The following is a 16,619-nucleotide window of genomic DNA, read 5'->3' as shown; positions in this document are numbered from 1 at the left end:
TTGCCGGTTTGGCGCGTAATGGCTACATGTCGGCAACAATTGGAGTCCGGCATGCTCGCCCTCATACAAACCATCGTCATGGCGCTCGACCTCTATTGGTGGGTGATCATCGCCTCGGCGATCTTTTCCTGGCTCTACGCCTTCAATGTCGTCAACTCGCGCAACCAGTTCGTCGGCAGCATCGGGAACATGCTCTACCGCCTGACCGAGCCGGCGCTGCGGCCGATCCGCCGCTTCATGCCCGACCTTGGCGGTATCGACATCTCACCGATCATCCTGTTGCTGATCCTGTTCTTCCTCAGGCAGTTCATTCTCACCACGGTCGCGCCGCTGCTGCTGGCCTGACGATCGCATGAGCGCGCCGTTCCGCATGCGCGAGAACGGCGTCGATCTGTTCGTGCGGCTGACGCCGAAGTCTTCCGTGGACCGCCTCGACGTCGTAGAAACATTGGCGGACGGACGAAGTCACGTGAAGGCGCGGGTCCGAGCCGTGCCGGAAAATGGCGCCGCCAATCAAGCGCTGGAGAGGCTGGTCGCCAAGGCGCTGGGTGTTCCGGCATCGGCCGTTTCGGTCGTCGCCGGCGGTACGGCCCGCCTCAAGACGTTGCGGATATTGGGTGATCGGAGGCGCTGGTAACAGGTGTCGAAGCGCTTTTCCAAAATTGAGATGCAGGCGGGACATCGCCCCCTCTGCCCTGCCGGACCCGGTCCTGCGCTGTCGCTCCGGGTGGTCGTCGTTCGGAAAGCCAAGCAATTGGCTTCCCGTCCGCCGCGCGTGCCACTCCTTATCCCCGGTTGGGGAGAAATTGGCGGTTTCGGCGCCAGCTCGTCAATCGCCCAGCGGCAAACGGGGGTCGTCGACCTTCAGCGTGTTCACGCTCTGCTTGATGCGGCGCAGGTTCTCCAGCACCTTCGGTCCGCGTGTCTCGGCGACCGAGGTCACGATCATGTCGACGATCGCCAGCAACGCGTAACGTGACGATGTCGGCTTGTAGATGTTGCCGTCCTCGAACGGCTGCAGGTGGATGACAGTGTCGGCGACTTTGGCCAGTGCGGAGTCGGGCGCGGTGACCGCCACCGTGGCGGCGCCATATTGTTGGGCGACCTGCACCGCCTCGATGACCGAGCGCGCATAGCCGGAGACCGAGAAGGCGACCACCGTGGTGTCTGGCGTGGCAACGGCGGCATACATGCGCTGCAACTGTCCGTCGATCTGTGCCAGAACCGGCAGGCCGAGCCTGAACAGCCGGTTCTGCATTTCGGTCGCCATCATCGAGGAAATGCCACCCGAACCTATGCACAGCACATTGCCTGATGCCGCAAGCCGCGCGGCGACGTCGACCAGCGTCGTCATGTCGAGGTTCTCGCTGGCGCGCTGGATGGCTGTAACAGCCGCTTCGGTGATGGCCGAGGCAATGCGCTGTTCGCGGGCGTCGCGGCTCAGTGGCTCCGGCGACAGATACTGGCCGCCGATGGCGATGGCCTGGGCCAGGTAGAACTTGAAGTCGCGCAACCCCTCGCAGCCGAGATTGCGGCAGAAGCGGGTGACCGTCGGTTCGCTGACGCCGACCCGCGCGGCGATCTCGGAGATCGCGGCCTTGGAGGCGAAGTCGAGGTCGGACAGGACGAGGCTCGCCAGCCGGCGATCCGACTTGGTGCCGTCCTGCGACATCAGCTGCAGCCGCGTGATGATATCGGCCGGGGTCTTCATATCCGCGTTTCCGTCGTCATCTCAGCGGCAGGCCCGTCGCCGTGTCGAACAGATGGATGTTGCCGGGGTCGACCGAGACCGGCAGCAGGTCGCCCGGCCGCACCGGCACCCGTTCGCGGAACACGGCGCGCACCGTATCAGTGCCAATGGCGCCGTAGACATGGGTTTCGGAACCGGTCGGCTCGACCACGTCAACCTTGAGCGTCATGGCATCGGTGGCTTCACCGACGATGAAATGCTCCGGCCGGATGCCCGCCTCGACGGCACTGCCTGCCGGCACCGGGTCGCCGGCAAGGGCAAGCCGGCCGCCGCCGACCGACTCGAACCAGGTCGTCCCGGGCGTCGTCTTCAGTGCCCCAGACACAAAACTCATCGACGGCGAGCCGAGGAAGCCAGCGACGAACTTGTTGGCCGGCCTGTCATAGAGCTCCAGCGGCGGCCCGACCTGCTGGATCCTGCCGCGGTCCATCACGACGATGCGGTCGGCCATGGTCATGGCCTCGATCTGGTCGTGGGTGACGTAAACTATGGTGGATTTCAGCCGTTGGTGCAGCGCCTTGATCTCGGTGCGCATCTGTACGCGCAACTGCGCGTCGAGATTGCTGAGCGGCTCGTCGAACAGGAACACCGAGGGTTCGCGCACGATGGCGCGGCCCATGGCGACACGCTGGCGCTGGCCGCCCGAGAGTTGGCGGGGATACCGGTCGAGATAGGAGAACAGGTTGAGGACGCCGGACGCCTTCTTGACCTTCTGGTCGATGGCGGCGCGGCTCTCGCCCCGGATTTTCGGACCGAAGCCGATATTGTCGGAAGCCTTCAGGTGCGGGAACAGCGCGTAGGATTGGAACACCATGGCGATGTTGCGCTGCTGTGGCGGCAGGTCGTTGGCGCGCGTGCCACCGATCAGGAGGTCGCCGGAACTGATGGTCTCCAGGCCCGCCAGCATGCGCAGCAAGGTCGACTTGCCGCAGCCGGACGGGCCGACGAGCACGACGAACTCGCCGCTCTTGATGTCGAGGCTGATCTCCTCGAGGATCTTGTGCTGGCCGAAGGATTTCGAGAGGTTGCGAAACTCGACGTCGGTCATGGTCACGCTCCCAGTATGTCGTCGATGAACGGCAGGCAGCCGGCGGTCAATCCCGCATCCACGGGCATCACCACGCCTGTTATGCCCGAGGCGCGGTCGGAGGCAAGGAAAGTCACCGCTTCGGCGACTTCGGAGGCGTTGACGATGCGGCCGAGCGGATAGAGCCGCTGCAGCTTGCCGATTATGTTAGGGTTCTTGGCAAGGCGATGGTCCCAAGCGGCGGTGCGAATCGATCCGGGGCAGACGACATTGGCGCGCACGCCGCTACGGCCGAGCTCGACGGCGATCGACTTGGCATAGGCGTTGATGCCGGCCTTGGCGGCGGCGTAGGCCGGATTGCCGAAATGCGCGATGGCGTTGACGGAAGAAATGAAGACGACGCTGCCCGAACCGCGTGCAGCCATCGCCTTAACCAGCGGGTCGGCGAAAGTCATCACACCGGTCAGGTTGAGGTCGAGCTCATGTTCGATCGTGTCCGCCGTCAGCGCATCGAGCGTTTCGGCGCGCGTCCAGCCGGCATTGTTGACCAGGATATCTGGCACGCCGTCCCGGTCGAGAACGGCGGCGATCCCCGCCTCGATGGAAGCCCGGTCGAGAAGGTCGAAGACATGCCGCGAGGCAAGGTGCGGGCTCGCCAGTGCCTCCTCTGATTGGTCGCAGCCGACCACCCGCGCGCCCCTGCCGGCCAGCAGTGCGACGATCGCCGAGCCAAGGCCGCCACCGGCGCCGGTAACGACGGCGGTCCTGCCTTCGAATTCGGCTCTCGAAACCACGGCGCTTGCTCCTCCCGCAGGTCAGGCAGATGCCGGAGAGGCTAAAGAACAGGATGTAATTAAGCAACATATTAATCCGCTTGCGCGCGGCGAATTCATCGATAATGTAGGAAAGTCACATAAATCTTGTGCCGGCACCGGCACAAGGAGCGCGAATGCGCGAAACAATGGGAGAGATCGGATGAACCTTGCGAAATGGACTGCCGGCCTGATCGCCGGAATGGGCATTCTGGCCTTCGCGGCGCAGGCAGAGGCTGGCGAAGTGCGGGTTACCGTCGCCGAATACAGCGCCAAGACCGGTCCGTATTTCGAGCAGGTCAAGAAGGAGTTCGAGGCGAAGAACCCTGGCATCACGGTCAAGTTCGAGGTGGTGCCGTGGGATGTGCTCTTGCAGAAGCTGACCACCGACATCACCGCCGGCACCAACGCCGATCTCTCCATCATAGGCACGCGCTGGCTGATCGACTTCGTCCAGCAGGACGTCGCCGAGCCGCTCGACAGCTACATCACGCCCGAATTCAAGGGTCGCTTCATCGACACCTTCCTGTCGCCCTCGATCATGGGCGGCAAGACCTACGGCCTGCCGATCGCCGCCTCGGCGCGCGCCATGTATTACAACAAGGAGCTGTTCGAGAAGGCCGGCATCGCCAAGCCACCGGCAACCTGGACCGAATTGCAGGAGGATGCTCGCAAGATCAAGGCGCAGGGTGCCTTCGGTTTCGGCCTTCAGGGCAAGGAGATCGAGACCGACGTCTATTACTACTACGCGATGTGGTCGCAGGGCACCGAGATCCTCAACAAGGACGGCACGTCGGGCCTGAGCACGCCGGGCGCGCTCGAAGCGGCCAAGCTCTACAAGTCGATGATCGACGAGGGGCTGACGGAGCCCGGCGTCACCTCCAACAATCGCGAGGACGTGCAGAACCTGTTCAAGCAGGGCAAGGTCGGCATGATGATCACGGCGCCCTTCCTGTCCAACCAGATCAAGGACGAGGCGCCGAGCCTCAAATATGGCGTTGCCGCCATTCCGGCCGGTCCGACCGGTGCGCGCGGCACCTATGGCGTCACCGACTCCATGATCATGTTCAAGAACTCCAAGAACAAGGACGAGGCCTGGAAGCTGATGGACTTCCTGTTCACCACGGAACAGCGCGCCAAGTTCACGCAGGGCGAAGGCTTCCTGCCGGTGAACAAGGAAGAGGCCAAGATGGACTATTACGTCAACAACGCCGACCTGGCCGCCTTTACCGCCCTGCTGCCGGATGCCCGTTTCGCGCCGGTCATCCCAGGCTGGGAAGAAGTTGCCCAGATCACGTCGGATGCCATGCAGAAGATCTATCTCGGCGGCGATCCCGAGGCAGGCTTGAAGGAAGCGGCGGCCAAGGCCAACGCAGTGCTGAAGAAGTAGGGGCCGCGCCCAACAAATAGGGCGTATCTCCCTGCGCCCGTGGCGCGCCCCCGACTCAGGTGGGGCGCGCCACATTTCCAAACAGACATTTGGCTGCGCTCCACGTAAATAACGAAGACTGACAAGCAACCACTTTGGACGAATTGTCGACGTCAGCGCCGCCCCTCATTGCCCTGCCGGGCATTTCTCCCCGTATAGAGACGGGGAGAAAGGGCGGCCGGCATCTCGGAGCCCTTTCTGGACGCTGGTGACTGGCGAAAGCGGTGATGAAAGCTCCCCTCTCCCCGTCTCTATACGGGAGAGGATGCCGGCAGGCAGGTGAGGGGCGGCGCCGACGCCGGGGAAGAGTTTGAACCGAGCGCCTGGGAAGAACAGGTCAACTGGCCAACCAGTGCTACTGATGCCTCGCAACGCGGTGTAAAATCAGCCGATGCAAAATCGCTTCCTGCCCTACCTCTTGACCTTGCCCAGTCTGTTCCTGGCGGCGGTGGTCATCTTCTGGCCGGTCTGGGACCTGATCCAGATCGCCACGCATGACGTCAATCGCTTTGGTCAGCTGCGCGAGTTCAGCGGTCTTGCCAATTTCGCCGCGCTGGCCGCGGATCCCGACTTCGTCGCCGCGCTCTGGCGCACGGGGCTGTGGACGGTGCTGGTGGTCGGCGGCGCGCTGCTGCTCTCGGTCCCGGTGGCGATGATCCTCAACACCGATTTCTATGGGCGTGGCCTTGCCCGCGTCATCATCATGCTGCCCTGGGCAGTGTCGCTGACCATGACGGCCGTGGTCTGGCGCTGGGCGCTGAGCGGTGAAAGCGGCATGCTGAATTCGGCGCTGATCGGACTTGGCCTGATCGACCACAACATCCAGTGGCTTGCGAGCGCCGAGACGGCGTTTCCGATGCAGGTGCTGATCGGCATATTGGTGACGGTGCCGTTCACCACGACGATCTTTCTCGGCGGCCTGTCGTCGATCCCGGACGATCTCTACGAGGCGGCGGCGCTCGAAGGGGCAACGCCGCTCCAGCAGTTCCGCGAGATCACCTTTCCGCTCCTGAAACCCTTCATCAACATCGCCATCGTGCTCAACACCATCTACGTCTTCAACTCGTTCCCGATCATCTGGGTGATGACGCAGGGCGGGCCGGCCAACTCGACCGACATACTGGTCACCCACCTCTACAAGCTGGCATTCCGTATCGGCAAGCTCGGCGAGGCCTCGGCGGTCTCGCTGGTGATGTTCGCCATATTGCTGATCTTCACCATGATCTATGTGCGCCTTGCGATGCGGGAGCAGCGCGCATGAAGGCCAAGCTGAAGCGCACCATCATCGCCTGGCTGCTGCTGGCGCCCTTGATCGTGGTGACGATCTTTCCCTTCGCGGTGATGTTCCTGACAGCGGTCAAGCCGCGTACCGAAGTGCTGACGCCGACCTGGTGGCCGAGCGAGTTCCGGTGGTCGAATTTTGCCGACATGTGGGTGGCGACCGGATTCGGCCAGGCGCTGGCCAATTCGCTCTACGTGTCTGTCATCGCCACCGTTGGCGCCATCCTCATCTCCGTCCCGGCGGCCTATGCCATGTCGCGCTTCCGCTTTGCCGGATATGGAGCGTTCCGCCAGTTCCTGCTGATCTCACAGATGATCTCGCCGATCGTGCTGGTGCTCGGCCTGTTCCGGCTGATGGCTGCCTGGGGACTGGTCGAATCGACCACCGCGCTCGGCTTCATCTACATGGCCTTCAACGTCGCCTTCACCGTATGGATGCTGCAGAGCTATTTCGACACCATTCCGCGCGACCTTGAGGAGGCCGCCTGGATGGAAGGCGCCGGCCGCTGGCTGACGCTGCGAAAAGTGTTCCTGCCGCTCTGCCTGCCGGCGATCGCGGTGACGGCGATCTTCACCTTCATCAATGCCTGGAACGAATTCGTCGTGGCGCTCACCATGCTGCGCAGCCAGGAGAGCTATACGCTGCCGATCCAGGTGTTCTCGCTGGTTGCCGGGCGCTACACGATCGAATGGCACCATGTCATGGCGGCGACGCTGCTGGCGACGCTGCCGGTGGCGATCCTGTTCATCTGGCTGCAGCGCTATCTTGTCCGGGGCTTGGCGCTCGGGGCTGTCAAATAGCAATCCCAGCAATTCCAGGAAAAGTGCCCAGCGGTTATCCGTCCGGAATTGCGAAAACAAGAAGTCCACGGAGTTTTCATGCGTATCTTCACCGCCTCGCTGGCGACGGAAACCAACACCTTCTCGCCTGTGCCAACCGACCGGGCCTCTTTCGAGATGGCGTTCTATGCCGGGCCGGGCAAGCATCCGGGAACGCCGACCCTGTGCTCCTCGCCGATCGTGGCGCTGCGCCGCCGCGCGGCCGCCGAAGGCCTGACCGTGATCGAGGGCACCGCCACCTGGGCCGAGCCCGGCGGCCTCGTGCAGCGGCAGACCTATGAGGCGCTCCGCGACGAGATCCTCGGCCAGCTCGAGGCCGCCTTGCCGGTCGATGCCGTCATTCTGGGCCTGCACGGTGCCATGGTGGCGCAAGGCTATGACGACTGCGAGGGCGACCTGCTGGAGCGCGTGCGTGGCATTGTCGGGCCAAGCGTGGTGATTGCCTGCGAGTTCGATCCGCACAGCCATCTGACGCCGAAGCGCGTGGCGGCGTCCGACATCATGGCCTATTTCCTCGAATTCCCGCACACCGATTTCTACGAGCGCGGCGAGCATGTGGTCGCGCTTGGCCTGGCCGCGGCGCGCGGCGAGATCAAGCCGGTCATCTCAACTTTCGACTGCCGCATGATCCAGGTGCTGCCGACCAGCCGCGAACCGATGCGCTCCTTCGTCGACCGCATCAAGGCGCTGCACGGCAAGGACGGCGTGCTGTCGGTCTCGGTCATCCACGGCTTCATGGCCGCCGACGTGCCCGAAATGGGCACGCGCATCCTTGTCGTTACCGACAATGACAAGGCCAGGGGCGATGCGCTGGCGGAGCGGCTTGGACGCGAGCTCTATGGCATGCGCGAAACGACCGCGATGACGATGCTGAGTACGGCCGACGGCATCGATCGGGCGCTGGCCGTGCGCAAGCAAAGACCGGGCAAGCCGGTGGTCATTGCCGATATCTGGGACAACCCCGGCGGAGGCGTTCCCGGCGACGGCACCTTCGTGCTACGCCAGATGCTGGCGCGGGGCCTGGACAAGTTCGGCGTGGCGACGATCTGGGATCCGATCGCGGTGACTTTCTGCCAGGCGGCCGGCGAGGGCGCCGTCATCGACCTGCGTTTCGGCGGCAAGGCCGGCCCGCAGGCGGGCGAACCGATCGATGCACGCGTCAAGGTACTGAAAGCGGTTGCCGAGGGCTGGCAGAGTTTTGGCCCGAGCCGGGTGACATTGGGACCATCAGCGGTGGTGCGCATCGAGGGCACCGAAGTCGATGTGATCCTGAACACCAACCGCACCCAGACCTTCGAGCCGGATGTCTTCTCCAACATCGGCGTCGATCCGTTGTCGAAAGACATTTTGCTGATCAAGTCGACAAACCATTTCTACGCCGGCTTCGAGCCGATCGCCGCCGAGATCATCTATGTCGCGGCGCCGAGTTCCTATCCCAGCAATCCGGCGGCGACGAATTACACGAAGCTGACGCGGCCGGTGTGGCCAAGGGTAAGGGATCCTTGGGTCGGCAGCCAAGGACAACGAGGTTAACGTCGGCGCCGACTTCGGCGATTGCCTACACCAATCCGCGCTTGACCATCATCGCTTCCGGCGACGGCATTTTGCCGCGAAACGCCGTGTAGAGCTCTTCCGGATCCTTCGAGCCGCCGGCGGCGTAGATGTTCTTCCTCAGCCGCTCGGCCAGCGCCGGGTTGAAGGGGTCTCCGGTTTCCTCGAAGGCGGCGAAAGCATCGGCGTCCAGCACCTCCGACCACATGTAGGAATAGTAGCCGGCCGAATAGCCCTCGCCGGCGAAGACATGGCCAAAATGCGGGGTGCGATGGCGCATGGCGATCGTATCCGGCATATGCAGCGTCGCAAGTGTTTCGGCCTCGAAACGAAGCGGCTCTTCCGGCGCGTCGGGCCGTGCATGGTAGGCCATGTCCATCAAGGCAGAGGCGGTGAACTCGACGGTGGCGAAGCCGGCGCCGAAGGTGCGCGTGGCCAGCATCTTGTCGAGCAGCGCCTTCGGCATCGGCTTGCCGGTCTTGACATGCAGCGCGTGCTTTTCCAGAACCGCCGGCACCGTCAGCCAGTGCTCGTAGAGCTGCGAGGGCAGTTCGACAAAGTCGCGGCTGACCGAGGTGCCTGACACCGACGGCCAGGTGACGTCGGTCAGCATGCCATGCAGCGCATGGCCGAATTCGTGGAACAAGGTCTTCGCTTCGTCGACCGACAGCAAAGCCGGTTCGCCCGCTGGCGGCTTGGCGAAGTTCATGATGTTGTAGATCACCGGCTTCGAGCCATGGCCAAGCTTGTAACCGGACTTCAGCGCGCTCATCCAGGCGCCGGAGCGTTTTGACGGCCGCGCGAAATAGTCGGCGAGGAACAGGCCGCGCTCACTGCCGTCGGCATTTTTGACCACGAAGACGCGCGCGTCCGGATGCCAGGCGGCGATGCCTTTCTTCTCCTCGAACGTGACGCCGAACAACCGTGTCGCGACGTCGAAGCAGGCGTCAATGACGCGGTCGAGCTGCAGATAGGGTTTCAGCTCCGCTTCGTCGAAAGCGAACTTCTCGGCGCGCAGCTTCTCCTGGTAGAAGCGCCAGTCCCAGGCGGCGAATTTTTCGTTACTGCCGGCCTCGGCCGCCAGACGCTCCAGCTCTTTCTGGTCGGCGGCGGCTTTTTCCAGTGCCCTTTCCCAAACCGGGTCGAGCAGCGCGTGCACCGCCTTCGGTGTCTTGGCCATGGTGTCGTCGAGCTTGAGCGCGGCGAAGGAGGCGTAGCCGAGCAGCTTCGCCTTTTCGGCGCGCAGCTTCAGCATGTCGCGCACCACGGATGTGTTGTCGGACGCACCGCCGTTCTGGCCGCGCATGGTAAAGGCGCGATAGGCGATCTCGCGCAGGTCGCGGCGTTCGGAGAAGGTCGTGAACGGCTCATAGATCGAGCGCGACAGGGTGACGGCGTAGCGGCCCTTCTGGCCGCGCATCTCGGCGGCTTCGGCCATCGAGCTTTTCACGAAATCCGGCAGGCCGATGAGATCGGCCTCGTCGAGGAACAGCGCCCAGTCGCGCTCGTCGGCCAGCACGTTCTGACCGAAAGTCGTGCCGAGCGACGACAGCTCCTCGTTGATTTTGGCCAGCCGCGTCTTGCCGTCGGCGTCGAGCTTGGCGCCGGAACGGACGAAGCCTTTCCAGGTCTTCTCCAGGACGCGCAGCGTCTCGCGATCGAGGTCAAGGCTCTCGCGGCGCTGGTAGAGATCGTCGATGCGGGCAAACAGCTTCTCGTTCATCGAGATGGCCGAGAAGTGCCGCGACATCTTCGGCGAAATGTCACGCTCCAGGGCCTGGATGGTTTCGTTGGTGTGAGCGCCGGCGCGGCACCAGAAGATCGATGAGACATGATCCAGCGCCTCGCCGCCGAGTTCAAGCGCGGCAAGCGTGTTCTCGACGCTCGGCGTATCCTTGTTGCTTGATATCGCGTCGATCTCGGCCTCATGCGCCTTCAGCGCGGCGTCGAAGACGGGAGAAAAATCACCGTCGCCAATATGGGCGAAATCGGGCAGGCCGAGCGGCCCTCGCCACGCGGTCAACGGATGGGCGGCGAGATCGACGGCTTTCGGAGAGGGCATGGAGGGTCTTTCGCTGGCGTCAGGAAGGAGGGTGTCACCGATGTAGGGCGCGGTCCGCGGGCCCGCAATATGCCAGTTGGCCGCTCCGCCTCAGTAGCCCTCGCAGTTTTCAGCGATTGCCGCCTGCGAACTGGCGGTGATGCGGTTGTCGCTCACCGCGAAGGTCTCCTGCATCAACATATCATTGTCGGGGAAGTCGTAGCAGGCGATCACGGTGGTGACCCCACCTTCGGTCTTCTCGATGCGGTGGCGGATCGCAGCTCCCGCAACCGCACCTTTCCATTCGTCGAGCGAGGCGATGAATTCCTGCTTGCTCTGGACAACGCCGAGGTCGTCGAGCTTGATGCGGACATCGTCGGCGAGCAGGTCCGCCAGCTCGGTGCGATCGGCGACCAGCAGCGCCGAATACCAGCGGCTTATGATGGCGCGGTCATCGGCGCGAGCGGCAACGATCGCCATCATCAGCGCGGCCGCCGTGAAAACGACCGGCCGGACGCTCATCGCCTGCCGCGCCGTACCGTTCATTCCAGCACCGGACGCTCGAAATCGCCGGTCTCCTTGTTCATCACCCAGAGCTCGCCGGTCGAAATGTCGAACCAGGCTCCGTGCAGCGACAGCCGCCCCTTGCCCTCGAGGATCGAGACGCAGGGAAAGGTCCTGAGATTGGCGAGGGAGTAGCGGATCGAGATGCGCTCCAGGGCCGTCTGGCGTTCCGTCGCCGTCATGAAGGTGCTGGCCGACACCGTCTCGGCGGCCGGCGCGATCAGGCTCATCCACTTGCCGATGAAGTCGCCGGGTGAGAGCGGCGCGGCGTTGGTGTCGAGCGCGGCCCGGATGCCGCCGCAGCGGCCGTGGCCCATGACCACGATATTCTTGACCTTGAGGCTCTGCACCGCGAATTCGAGCGCGGCCGAGGTCGAATGGAACTCGCCGTCCGGCTCGTAAGGCGGCACCAGATTGCCGACATTGCGCAAGACGAAGAGTTCGCCCGGACCGGCGTCGAAGATCGCCTCGGGCGCGGATCGCGAGTCGCAACAGGCGACGATCATGGTCTCGGGCGCCTGGCCTTCGCGGGCGAGCTCGCGATAGCGGCCGCTCTCGGTGAGGTAGCGGCCGTTCATGAAATTGCGGTAGCCGGCGAGGAGGTGTTCGGGAAGATGAGGCATGGGCGGCTAAGGCCTTTCCGGGTTGGAGGCGGCAGCTCGTTGCGGTCGAGGAAAGCCTCTAACGGCAAAAGCCCGTTACGAGCAATGCAGAATTGTAGGGGCTAGCTATAAATGCCATGCGCCAGAGCGGGACGCCCGCCGACATTGTCACGCCCAAATGGCGACCGGTATGCCAAAACCGTCAGCGCGAGGCGGGTCGGGAAACGGCTTCGCGTCGCCGCTGGCGATGCGGCCGGCAATCAGCATCATGGCCGCCGCATCGAGGAAATCGTCGGCGGCCGCACCACGTGGCGGCAGCTGGTCGAGGAAATCCATGTCATAGCCGTGCCGGCAAAGCAGCGCCTAGCGCTCCGCCATGCCGGCCAGATTGACGCTGCCCTTGATCTTCTTCGGCAACCGCATGGCCTGATCGCCGTTCAGGCGACAGAAGGCGACTTCCGGATGCGATTCGAAGATGCGGCCGCGCAGTTCGGGCCGCGCGATCAGCAATGTGTCGATCTCGCGGATTTTCGAAAAGATGCCGAAGGCCTGGATGGAAACGCCGCGCGGCGGGTTGGATGTGGCCTTGGCCGCTTCGCTTGCCCTGATATGCGCCGCGTACCAGGCTTCGATCGTGGTGAAGCCGCTGGTGTCGGCATAGAGCGCGGCACGGGACGGAATCGAGAAGACGCTGGACTGGCGAGCGCCAAGCAGCGGCCGCACCAGCGCTTCCGGCCCGCGTCCGCCCTTTTGCGAAAATTCCGGTAGACCGATCGGCATGTCGACGGCGACGATCGCGTCATCGGGGATCGCCGCCAGCAGGGCGGCGAACGAAGAGAAGACATCGACCGAAGGCGCCGTATCTGGGTCACGACGTGTCGAACCGGGTTCGCTCCGCACGGCGATCCAGCCGGCCTTGCAGCCATCGGCGCCGACGAGCACGACCTTGGCCGGGGTCACGCCCGGCGATCCCGCCCCGGATGCGTGAGGTGGCGAAGCTGGACCATGGCCATCGGGTGCGACAGGCTCTGCGCGTCGGTTTCGAGCTGCAACTCGTCGCCGCCGCGTTTTGCGGTGCGCGCCAGGATTTCGTAGACCGCCGCCGTCGTCGACTGCAGCGCCTTGATCGCCGGCTGGCCGGACAGGATGCGCGCCAGGTAGACCGCTGCCGTCAAGTCGCCAAGGCCGTTCGGCGGCTTGTCGATCAGGCGGTGTTCGGCCAGCAGCGCCTGGGTGCCGTCGAGCAGCAGATTGCCTGTGCCGCCTGACATCATCGACGGAGCCGAGGTGACCAGCATGGTCGACGGTCCGGCATGGAGTGCGGCCGAGATCACCGATTTCAGATCGGGCAGCGGCGCGCCGGCCATCCATTCTAGCTCATAGCGGTTGGGCGTGGCGATGTCGGCGATCGGCATCAGCCGGTCGCGCATGGCGGCGGCGGTGGGCTCGGGCACGTAGAGGCCGCCGGAATCACCCATCACCGGATCGCAGATATAGACGGCATCGGGCGTCCTCGCCTTGACCGCGGCGACCAGCGAGGCGACCGCCTCGGCCTGGCCGGCCTCGCCGAGATAGCCCGACAGCACGGCCCCGACCTCGCCCAGCCACGGCGCGCGCTCCAGATCGGCCATCAGCGCCTTGAACTGGTCGAGCGGCGGCACGATGCGGGTCGCGCGGCCATGGCCGGGATGCCAGGGCAGGGTGACCGTAGGCACGGCCCAGACCGGAAAGCCCAGTGTCTCCAGCGCGAAGACGGCCGCGCGGTTGCCAACGGAGCCACGCGCGACATGGCTGGAAATGACGATGACCGCGTGCGGCGCGTCGGTTTTTTCGGCGCTCATTGTTTCTTGATTCCTAGCTGCCCCGGGTGAGGAAAAGCACGAGCCAGACCATCAGGCCCAGCGCCAGAAGCAGGCCGAGTATCCTGCCAACACGCGTGCCCCAGACTTCGATCGGATCCGTGCGATCGGCATCGGCCGCGGAGACGTGGTCGCGCACGCCTTTCGTCGTCCGTGCCACGAAAGAATTGCCGGCCGGATCGGTCTCCTGCGCGACGCGCTGGAGGATACGGCGCGATTCGCTGTCGCTGTCCTGGCGTTTCGCCATGATGATATCCCGTTCTGATCGAACCTTATCGCGTTCACCGGGCCAATCACAGGGCCTTGCGCGGGCACAATTCATGCCGAGCCTGCTTCAGAGGCCGAGGCCGTTTTCTTGCGCGCCGATTGTGGTAATGCTTCGGATGCAACTTCTATCGAGGGATCCCTTCATGCTTGCCCAGCGCCTTGCTCGACCATCGACATTTCGCACGTTGCCCGCCTTCCTGATGATGGCAATCGTGCTGCCGCTGCTTGCCGGCTGCGGCTACAACACGATCCCGACGGCGGAAGAAAACGCCAGGGCGGCATGGAGCGAGGTGTTGAACCAGTATCAGCGCCGCGCCGACCTCATTCCCAATCTGGTCGAGACGGTCAAGGGCTATGCCTCGCATGAAAAGGACACGCTCGACGCGGTTGTCCAAGCGCGCGCCAAGGCGACGCAGATCACGGTGACGCCCGAAACGCTGAAGGATCCGGAAGCCCTCAAGAAGTTTCAGGATGCCCAGGCCGGGCTGACCAGCGCGCTGTCGCGGCTGATCGCGGTGTCGGAAGCCTATCCCGACCTCAAGGCCAACCAGAATTTCCTGGCGCTGCAGGCGCAGCTCGAAGGCACGGAGAACCGCATCGCGGTGGCGCGGCGCGACTACATCCAGGCGGTCAGGGACTACAATTTGACGCTGAAGACCTTCCCGTCGGTGCTGTGGGCGACATTCTGGTTCCGCGGCAACGAGCCCTTCGCCAACTTCACCGTCGACGAAGACAAGATGCAGCCGCCGAAGGTCGATTTCGGCACGAAGCAGGGCGGGTGAACGGCGACTGTCCTCGGAACGAATTCCCGAAAAGACGGACCGCCGGCGTGCAAACACCCCCCTCTGTCCTGCCGGACATCTCCTCCTCAAGGGGGGCGCTACGGAACGCCCACCTTTCCTTTCTTGGCCTTCTTGCCGGCATCCTCTTCCTCCCGTTCGCCGCCTTCGCCGCCGATCTTCCGGCGCTGACCGGCCGCGTGGTCGACAATGCCGGCATCATCGATGCCGGCACACGTGCGGCGCTGACCCAAAAACTCGCCGACTTCGAAACCAAGGGCTCGGACCAGATCGTCGTCGCCACCATTCCCAGCCTCGGCGGCGAGGAGATCGAGCCCTACGCCAACCGGCTGTTCCGCTTCTGGAAGCTCGGCCAGGCCAAGGAGAACAACGGCGTCCTGCTTTTGGTCGCGCCAAACGACCGCAAGATGCGCATCGAGGTCGGGTACGGGTTGGAAGGCACGCTGACCGACCTGCACACCAAGCTGATCATCGAGAACGACATGGTGCCGGCCTTCCGCGCCGGCGATTTCCCGGGCGGCATCTCCAAGGCCGTCGACGACATGATCATGGTGCTGGAGGGCAATCCGGAAGAACTGGAAGCGCGCGGCAAGCGCAACGAGCAGGCACCATTCAATTCCGACGACCTGTTCTTCGCCATTTTTATCGGCATCTGGGCGATCATTTTCTTCGGCAGCATCGCGGCCTCGGTCCTGCCGCCGATCTTCGGCCAGAAACTCGGGCCCGGACGCTATCGCTGGCTCGGCATGACCTTCGAGCCGCACCGGCGATCATCGTCCGGCGGCTGGTCGTCCGGCGGCGGCGGTTGGTCCTCCGGCGGAGGGTCCTCCGGTGGCGGTTTTTCGGGCGGCGGCGGTTCGTCCGGCGGCGGCGGCTCCTCGGGAGGCTGGTAAGGCCATGGCCAGAGCTGCCGTCCCTTCAATGCCCGGCCAATGCGCTTCGCGGCTGCGCCTGGCCTTGATCATCCTGGCGTCTCTGCTGCTTGCCTCGATCGCCGCCGTGGCCGCCGACCTTCCGGCTCTCACCGGCCGCGTGGTCGACAATGCCGGCATCATCGATGCCGGCACACGTGCCGCGCTGACGCAGAAGCTGGCGGACTTCGAAACCAAGGGCTCCGACCAGATCGTCGTCGCCACCATTCCCAGCCTCGGCGGCGAGGAGATCGAGCCCTACGCCAACCGGCTGTTCCGCTTCTGGAAGCTCGGCCAGGCCAAGGAGAATAACGGTGTCCTGCTTTTGGTCGCGCCAAACGACCGCAAGATGCGCATCGAAGTCGGCTATGGGCTGGAAGGCACGCTGACCGACCTGCACACCAAGTTGATCATCGAGAACGACATGGTGCCGGCCTTCCGCGCCGGCGATTTCTCCGGCGGCATCTCCAAGGCCGTCGACGACATGATCATGGTGCTGAACGGCAATCCGGAGGAGTTGGAGGCGCGCGGCCGGCGCAATCCCGCCGACAGCAGCACCCCCATGGATCCGGTCGTCGCGGTGTTCCTGATCCTGTGGGCGACGATGTTCTTCGGTGGCCTGGCAATGGCCTTCCTGCCGCCGATGTTCGGCACAAAGCTGTCGCCGGGCGTGTATCGATGGCTGGGTATGACGTTTCGTTATGGCCAGGGTGCGGGCGGATCATCCGGAACCAGCGGCTGGACGACAAGGTCGTCGGGCGGCGGCTGGTCCTCGGGTGGTTCCGGCAGTGGCTGGTCGGCCGGGTCAAGCAGTGGCGGCGGGTTTTCCGGTGGCGGCGGCTCGTCCGGCGGTGGCGGTTCTTCAGGAAGCTGGTGAGACAAGAT

At 64.2% G+C, this 16,619-nt stretch carries 16 protein-coding genes and 2 pseudogenes; 9 read left to right on the top strand and 9 right to left on the bottom strand.

Translation table 11 applies throughout. From position 1 onward, the window contains the following. Positions 1-51 precede the first annotated feature (51 nt). Entirely contained in the window at positions 52-345 is a 294-nt protein-coding gene (locus LB516_RS10035; protein WP_015315112.1) for a YggT family protein, read from the top strand. Positions 346-352: 7 nt separating this feature from the next. Then, positions 353-666: pseudogene (locus LB516_RS10030) on the top strand (DUF167 family protein). Positions 667-829: 163 nt separating this feature from the next. Here LB516_RS10030 and LB516_RS10025 read toward each other — a convergent pair. From LB516_RS10025 to LB516_RS10015, 3 genes are read right to left on the bottom strand one after another with little or no spacing between them, the layout of a single operon-like run. Next, the gene (locus LB516_RS10025) at positions 830-1,711 is read right to left on the bottom strand and encodes a MurR/RpiR family transcriptional regulator (protein ID WP_015315114.1); all 882 of its coding nucleotides are present in this window, start codon (positions 1,709-1,711) and stop codon (positions 830-832) included. A gap of 16 nt (positions 1,712-1,727) precedes the next feature. Further along, the gene (locus LB516_RS10020; RefSeq protein ID WP_224719445.1) at positions 1,728-2,798 is read right to left on the bottom strand and encodes an ABC transporter ATP-binding protein; all 1,071 of its coding nucleotides are present in this window, start codon (positions 2,796-2,798) and stop codon (positions 1,728-1,730) included. 2 nt (positions 2,799-2,800) lie between these two features. Next, complete coding sequence (locus tag LB516_RS10015; RefSeq protein ID WP_224719444.1) at positions 2,801-3,571, bottom strand: SDR family oxidoreductase; 771 nt, start codon at positions 3,569-3,571, stop codon at positions 2,801-2,803. Positions 3,572-3,752: 181 nt separating this feature from the next. Between LB516_RS10015 and LB516_RS10010 the strand changes: the two genes are divergently transcribed. The 4 genes from LB516_RS10010 to LB516_RS09995 all read left to right on the top strand — a co-directional run bounded on the left by LB516_RS10010 (position 3,753) and on the right by LB516_RS09995 (position 8,672). Next, positions 3,753-4,979 (top strand): ABC transporter substrate-binding protein, encoded by a 1,227-nt coding sequence (locus LB516_RS10010; protein ID WP_224719443.1) that lies wholly within the window; start codon positions 3,753-3,755, stop codon positions 4,977-4,979. A 430-nt stretch (positions 4,980-5,409) separates the two neighbouring features. Continuing rightward, positions 5,410-6,279, top strand: coding sequence for a carbohydrate ABC transporter permease (locus LB516_RS10005; protein WP_015315118.1), 870 nt, complete (start codon positions 5,410-5,412; stop codon positions 6,277-6,279). After that, positions 6,276-7,100 carry a carbohydrate ABC transporter permease gene (locus tag LB516_RS10000; RefSeq protein ID WP_224682858.1) on the top strand — a complete coding sequence of 275 codons (825 nt, stop codon included), beginning with the start codon at positions 6,276-6,278 and terminating at the stop codon, positions 7,098-7,100. The genes LB516_RS10005 and LB516_RS10000 overlap by 4 nt, the downstream gene beginning before the upstream one ends. 78 nt (positions 7,101-7,178) lie before the next feature. Next, positions 7,179-8,672 carry a M81 family metallopeptidase gene (locus tag LB516_RS09995; RefSeq protein ID WP_140712359.1) on the top strand — a complete coding sequence of 498 codons (1,494 nt, stop codon included), beginning with the start codon at positions 7,179-7,181 and terminating at the stop codon, positions 8,670-8,672. Between the two features lie 25 nt (positions 8,673-8,697). On the opposite strand, the gene LB516_RS09990 is transcribed toward LB516_RS09995, so the two are convergent. The 6 genes and pseudogenes from LB516_RS09990 to LB516_RS09965 form a co-directional block, all read right to left on the bottom strand. After that, on the bottom strand, positions 8,698-10,752 hold the full coding sequence (locus LB516_RS09990; protein WP_224719442.1) for a M3 family metallopeptidase: 2,055 nt from the start codon (positions 10,750-10,752) through the stop codon (positions 8,698-8,700). A 90-nt stretch (positions 10,753-10,842) separates the two neighbouring features. Further along, positions 10,843-11,277 carry a nuclear transport factor 2 family protein gene (locus tag LB516_RS09985; RefSeq protein WP_224719441.1) on the bottom strand — a complete coding sequence of 145 codons (435 nt, stop codon included), beginning with the start codon at positions 11,275-11,277 and terminating at the stop codon, positions 10,843-10,845. After that, entirely contained in the window at positions 11,274-11,918 is a 645-nt protein-coding gene (locus LB516_RS09980) for a carbonic anhydrase (RefSeq protein ID WP_208699123.1), read from the bottom strand. Before LB516_RS09980 ends, LB516_RS09985 begins: the two co-directional genes overlap by 4 nt. Positions 11,919-12,065: 147 nt before the next feature. After that, positions 12,066-12,857, bottom strand: a pseudogene (locus tag LB516_RS09975) (DUF429 domain-containing protein). Beyond that, the gene (gene pdxY / locus LB516_RS09970; protein ID WP_140616546.1) at positions 12,854-13,738 is read right to left on the bottom strand and encodes a pyridoxal kinase PdxY; all 885 of its coding nucleotides are present in this window, start codon (positions 13,736-13,738) and stop codon (positions 12,854-12,856) included. The pseudogene LB516_RS09975 and the gene pdxY overlap by 4 nt, the downstream one beginning before the upstream one ends. Positions 13,739-13,751: 13 nt before the next feature. Next, positions 13,752-14,003, bottom strand: a complete 252-nt coding sequence (locus tag LB516_RS09965; RefSeq protein WP_023771802.1) for a hypothetical protein — start codon at positions 14,001-14,003, stop codon at positions 13,752-13,754. 163 nt (positions 14,004-14,166) lie between these two features. Here LB516_RS09965 and LB516_RS09960 point away from each other — a divergent pair, with 163 nt between their 5' ends. From LB516_RS09960 to LB516_RS09950, 3 genes are all read left to right on the top strand, one after another. After that, positions 14,167-14,805: a LemA family protein gene (locus tag LB516_RS09960; protein ID WP_015315127.1), complete on the top strand. Its 639-nt coding sequence runs from the start codon at positions 14,167-14,169 to the stop codon at positions 14,803-14,805. A gap of 77 nt (positions 14,806-14,882) precedes the next feature. Then, positions 14,883-15,716, top strand: coding sequence for a TPM domain-containing protein (locus LB516_RS09955; RefSeq protein WP_411908826.1), 834 nt, complete (start codon positions 14,883-14,885; stop codon positions 15,714-15,716). A gap of 4 nt (positions 15,717-15,720) precedes the next feature. Continuing rightward, on the top strand, positions 15,721-16,611 hold the full coding sequence (locus LB516_RS09950) for a TPM domain-containing protein (protein WP_224719440.1): 891 nt from the start codon (positions 15,721-15,723) through the stop codon (positions 16,609-16,611). The last annotated feature ends 8 nt before the right edge of the window (positions 16,612-16,619 follow it).

Source organism: Mesorhizobium sp. CO1-1-7 (assembly GCF_020164885.1).
GTDB lineage: Bacteria > Pseudomonadota > Alphaproteobacteria > Rhizobiales > Rhizobiaceae > Mesorhizobium > Mesorhizobium australicum.
The sequence above is the reverse complement of the archived record's forward strand: the minus strand, read 5'-3'. Positions and strand labels throughout refer to the sequence as shown.

Bases quoted from the DNA above. Each gene is read 5' to 3' on its own strand.
- LB516_RS10010 (WP_224719443.1), top strand. From the start codon at position 3,753: ATGAACCTTGCGAAATGGACTGCCGGCCTGATCGCCGGAATGGGCATT.
- LB516_RS10025 (WP_015315114.1), bottom strand. From the start codon at position 1,711: ATGAAGACCCCGGCCGATATCATCACGCGGCTGCAGCTGATGTCGCAG.
- pdxY (WP_140616546.1), bottom strand. From the start codon at position 13,738: ATGAGCGCCGAAAAAACCGACGCGCCGCACGCGGTCATCGTCATTTCC.
- LB516_RS09965 (WP_023771802.1), bottom strand. From the start codon at position 14,003: ATGGCGAAACGCCAGGACAGCGACAGCGAATCGCGCCGTATCCTCCAG.
- LB516_RS09995 (WP_140712359.1), top strand. From the start codon at position 7,179: ATGCGTATCTTCACCGCCTCGCTGGCGACGGAAACCAACACCTTCTCG.
- LB516_RS10020 (WP_224719445.1), bottom strand. From the start codon at position 2,798: ATGACCGACGTCGAGTTTCGCAACCTCTCGAAATCCTTCGGCCAGCAC.
- LB516_RS10000 (WP_224682858.1), top strand. From the start codon at position 6,276: ATGAAGGCCAAGCTGAAGCGCACCATCATCGCCTGGCTGCTGCTGGCG.
- LB516_RS09950 (WP_224719440.1), top strand. From the start codon at position 15,721: ATGGCCAGAGCTGCCGTCCCTTCAATGCCCGGCCAATGCGCTTCGCGG.
- LB516_RS10005 (WP_015315118.1), top strand. From the start codon at position 5,410: ATGCAAAATCGCTTCCTGCCCTACCTCTTGACCTTGCCCAGTCTGTTC.
- LB516_RS10035 (WP_015315112.1), top strand. From the start codon at position 52: ATGCTCGCCCTCATACAAACCATCGTCATGGCGCTCGACCTCTATTGG.
- LB516_RS09990 (WP_224719442.1), bottom strand. From the start codon at position 10,752: ATGCCCTCTCCGAAAGCCGTCGATCTCGCCGCCCATCCGTTGACCGCG.
- LB516_RS09985 (WP_224719441.1), bottom strand. From the start codon at position 11,277: ATGAACGGTACGGCGCGGCAGGCGATGAGCGTCCGGCCGGTCGTTTTC.
- LB516_RS09980 (WP_208699123.1), bottom strand. From the start codon at position 11,918: ATGCCTCATCTTCCCGAACACCTCCTCGCCGGCTACCGCAATTTCATG.
- LB516_RS09960 (WP_015315127.1), top strand. From the start codon at position 14,167: ATGCTTGCCCAGCGCCTTGCTCGACCATCGACATTTCGCACGTTGCCC.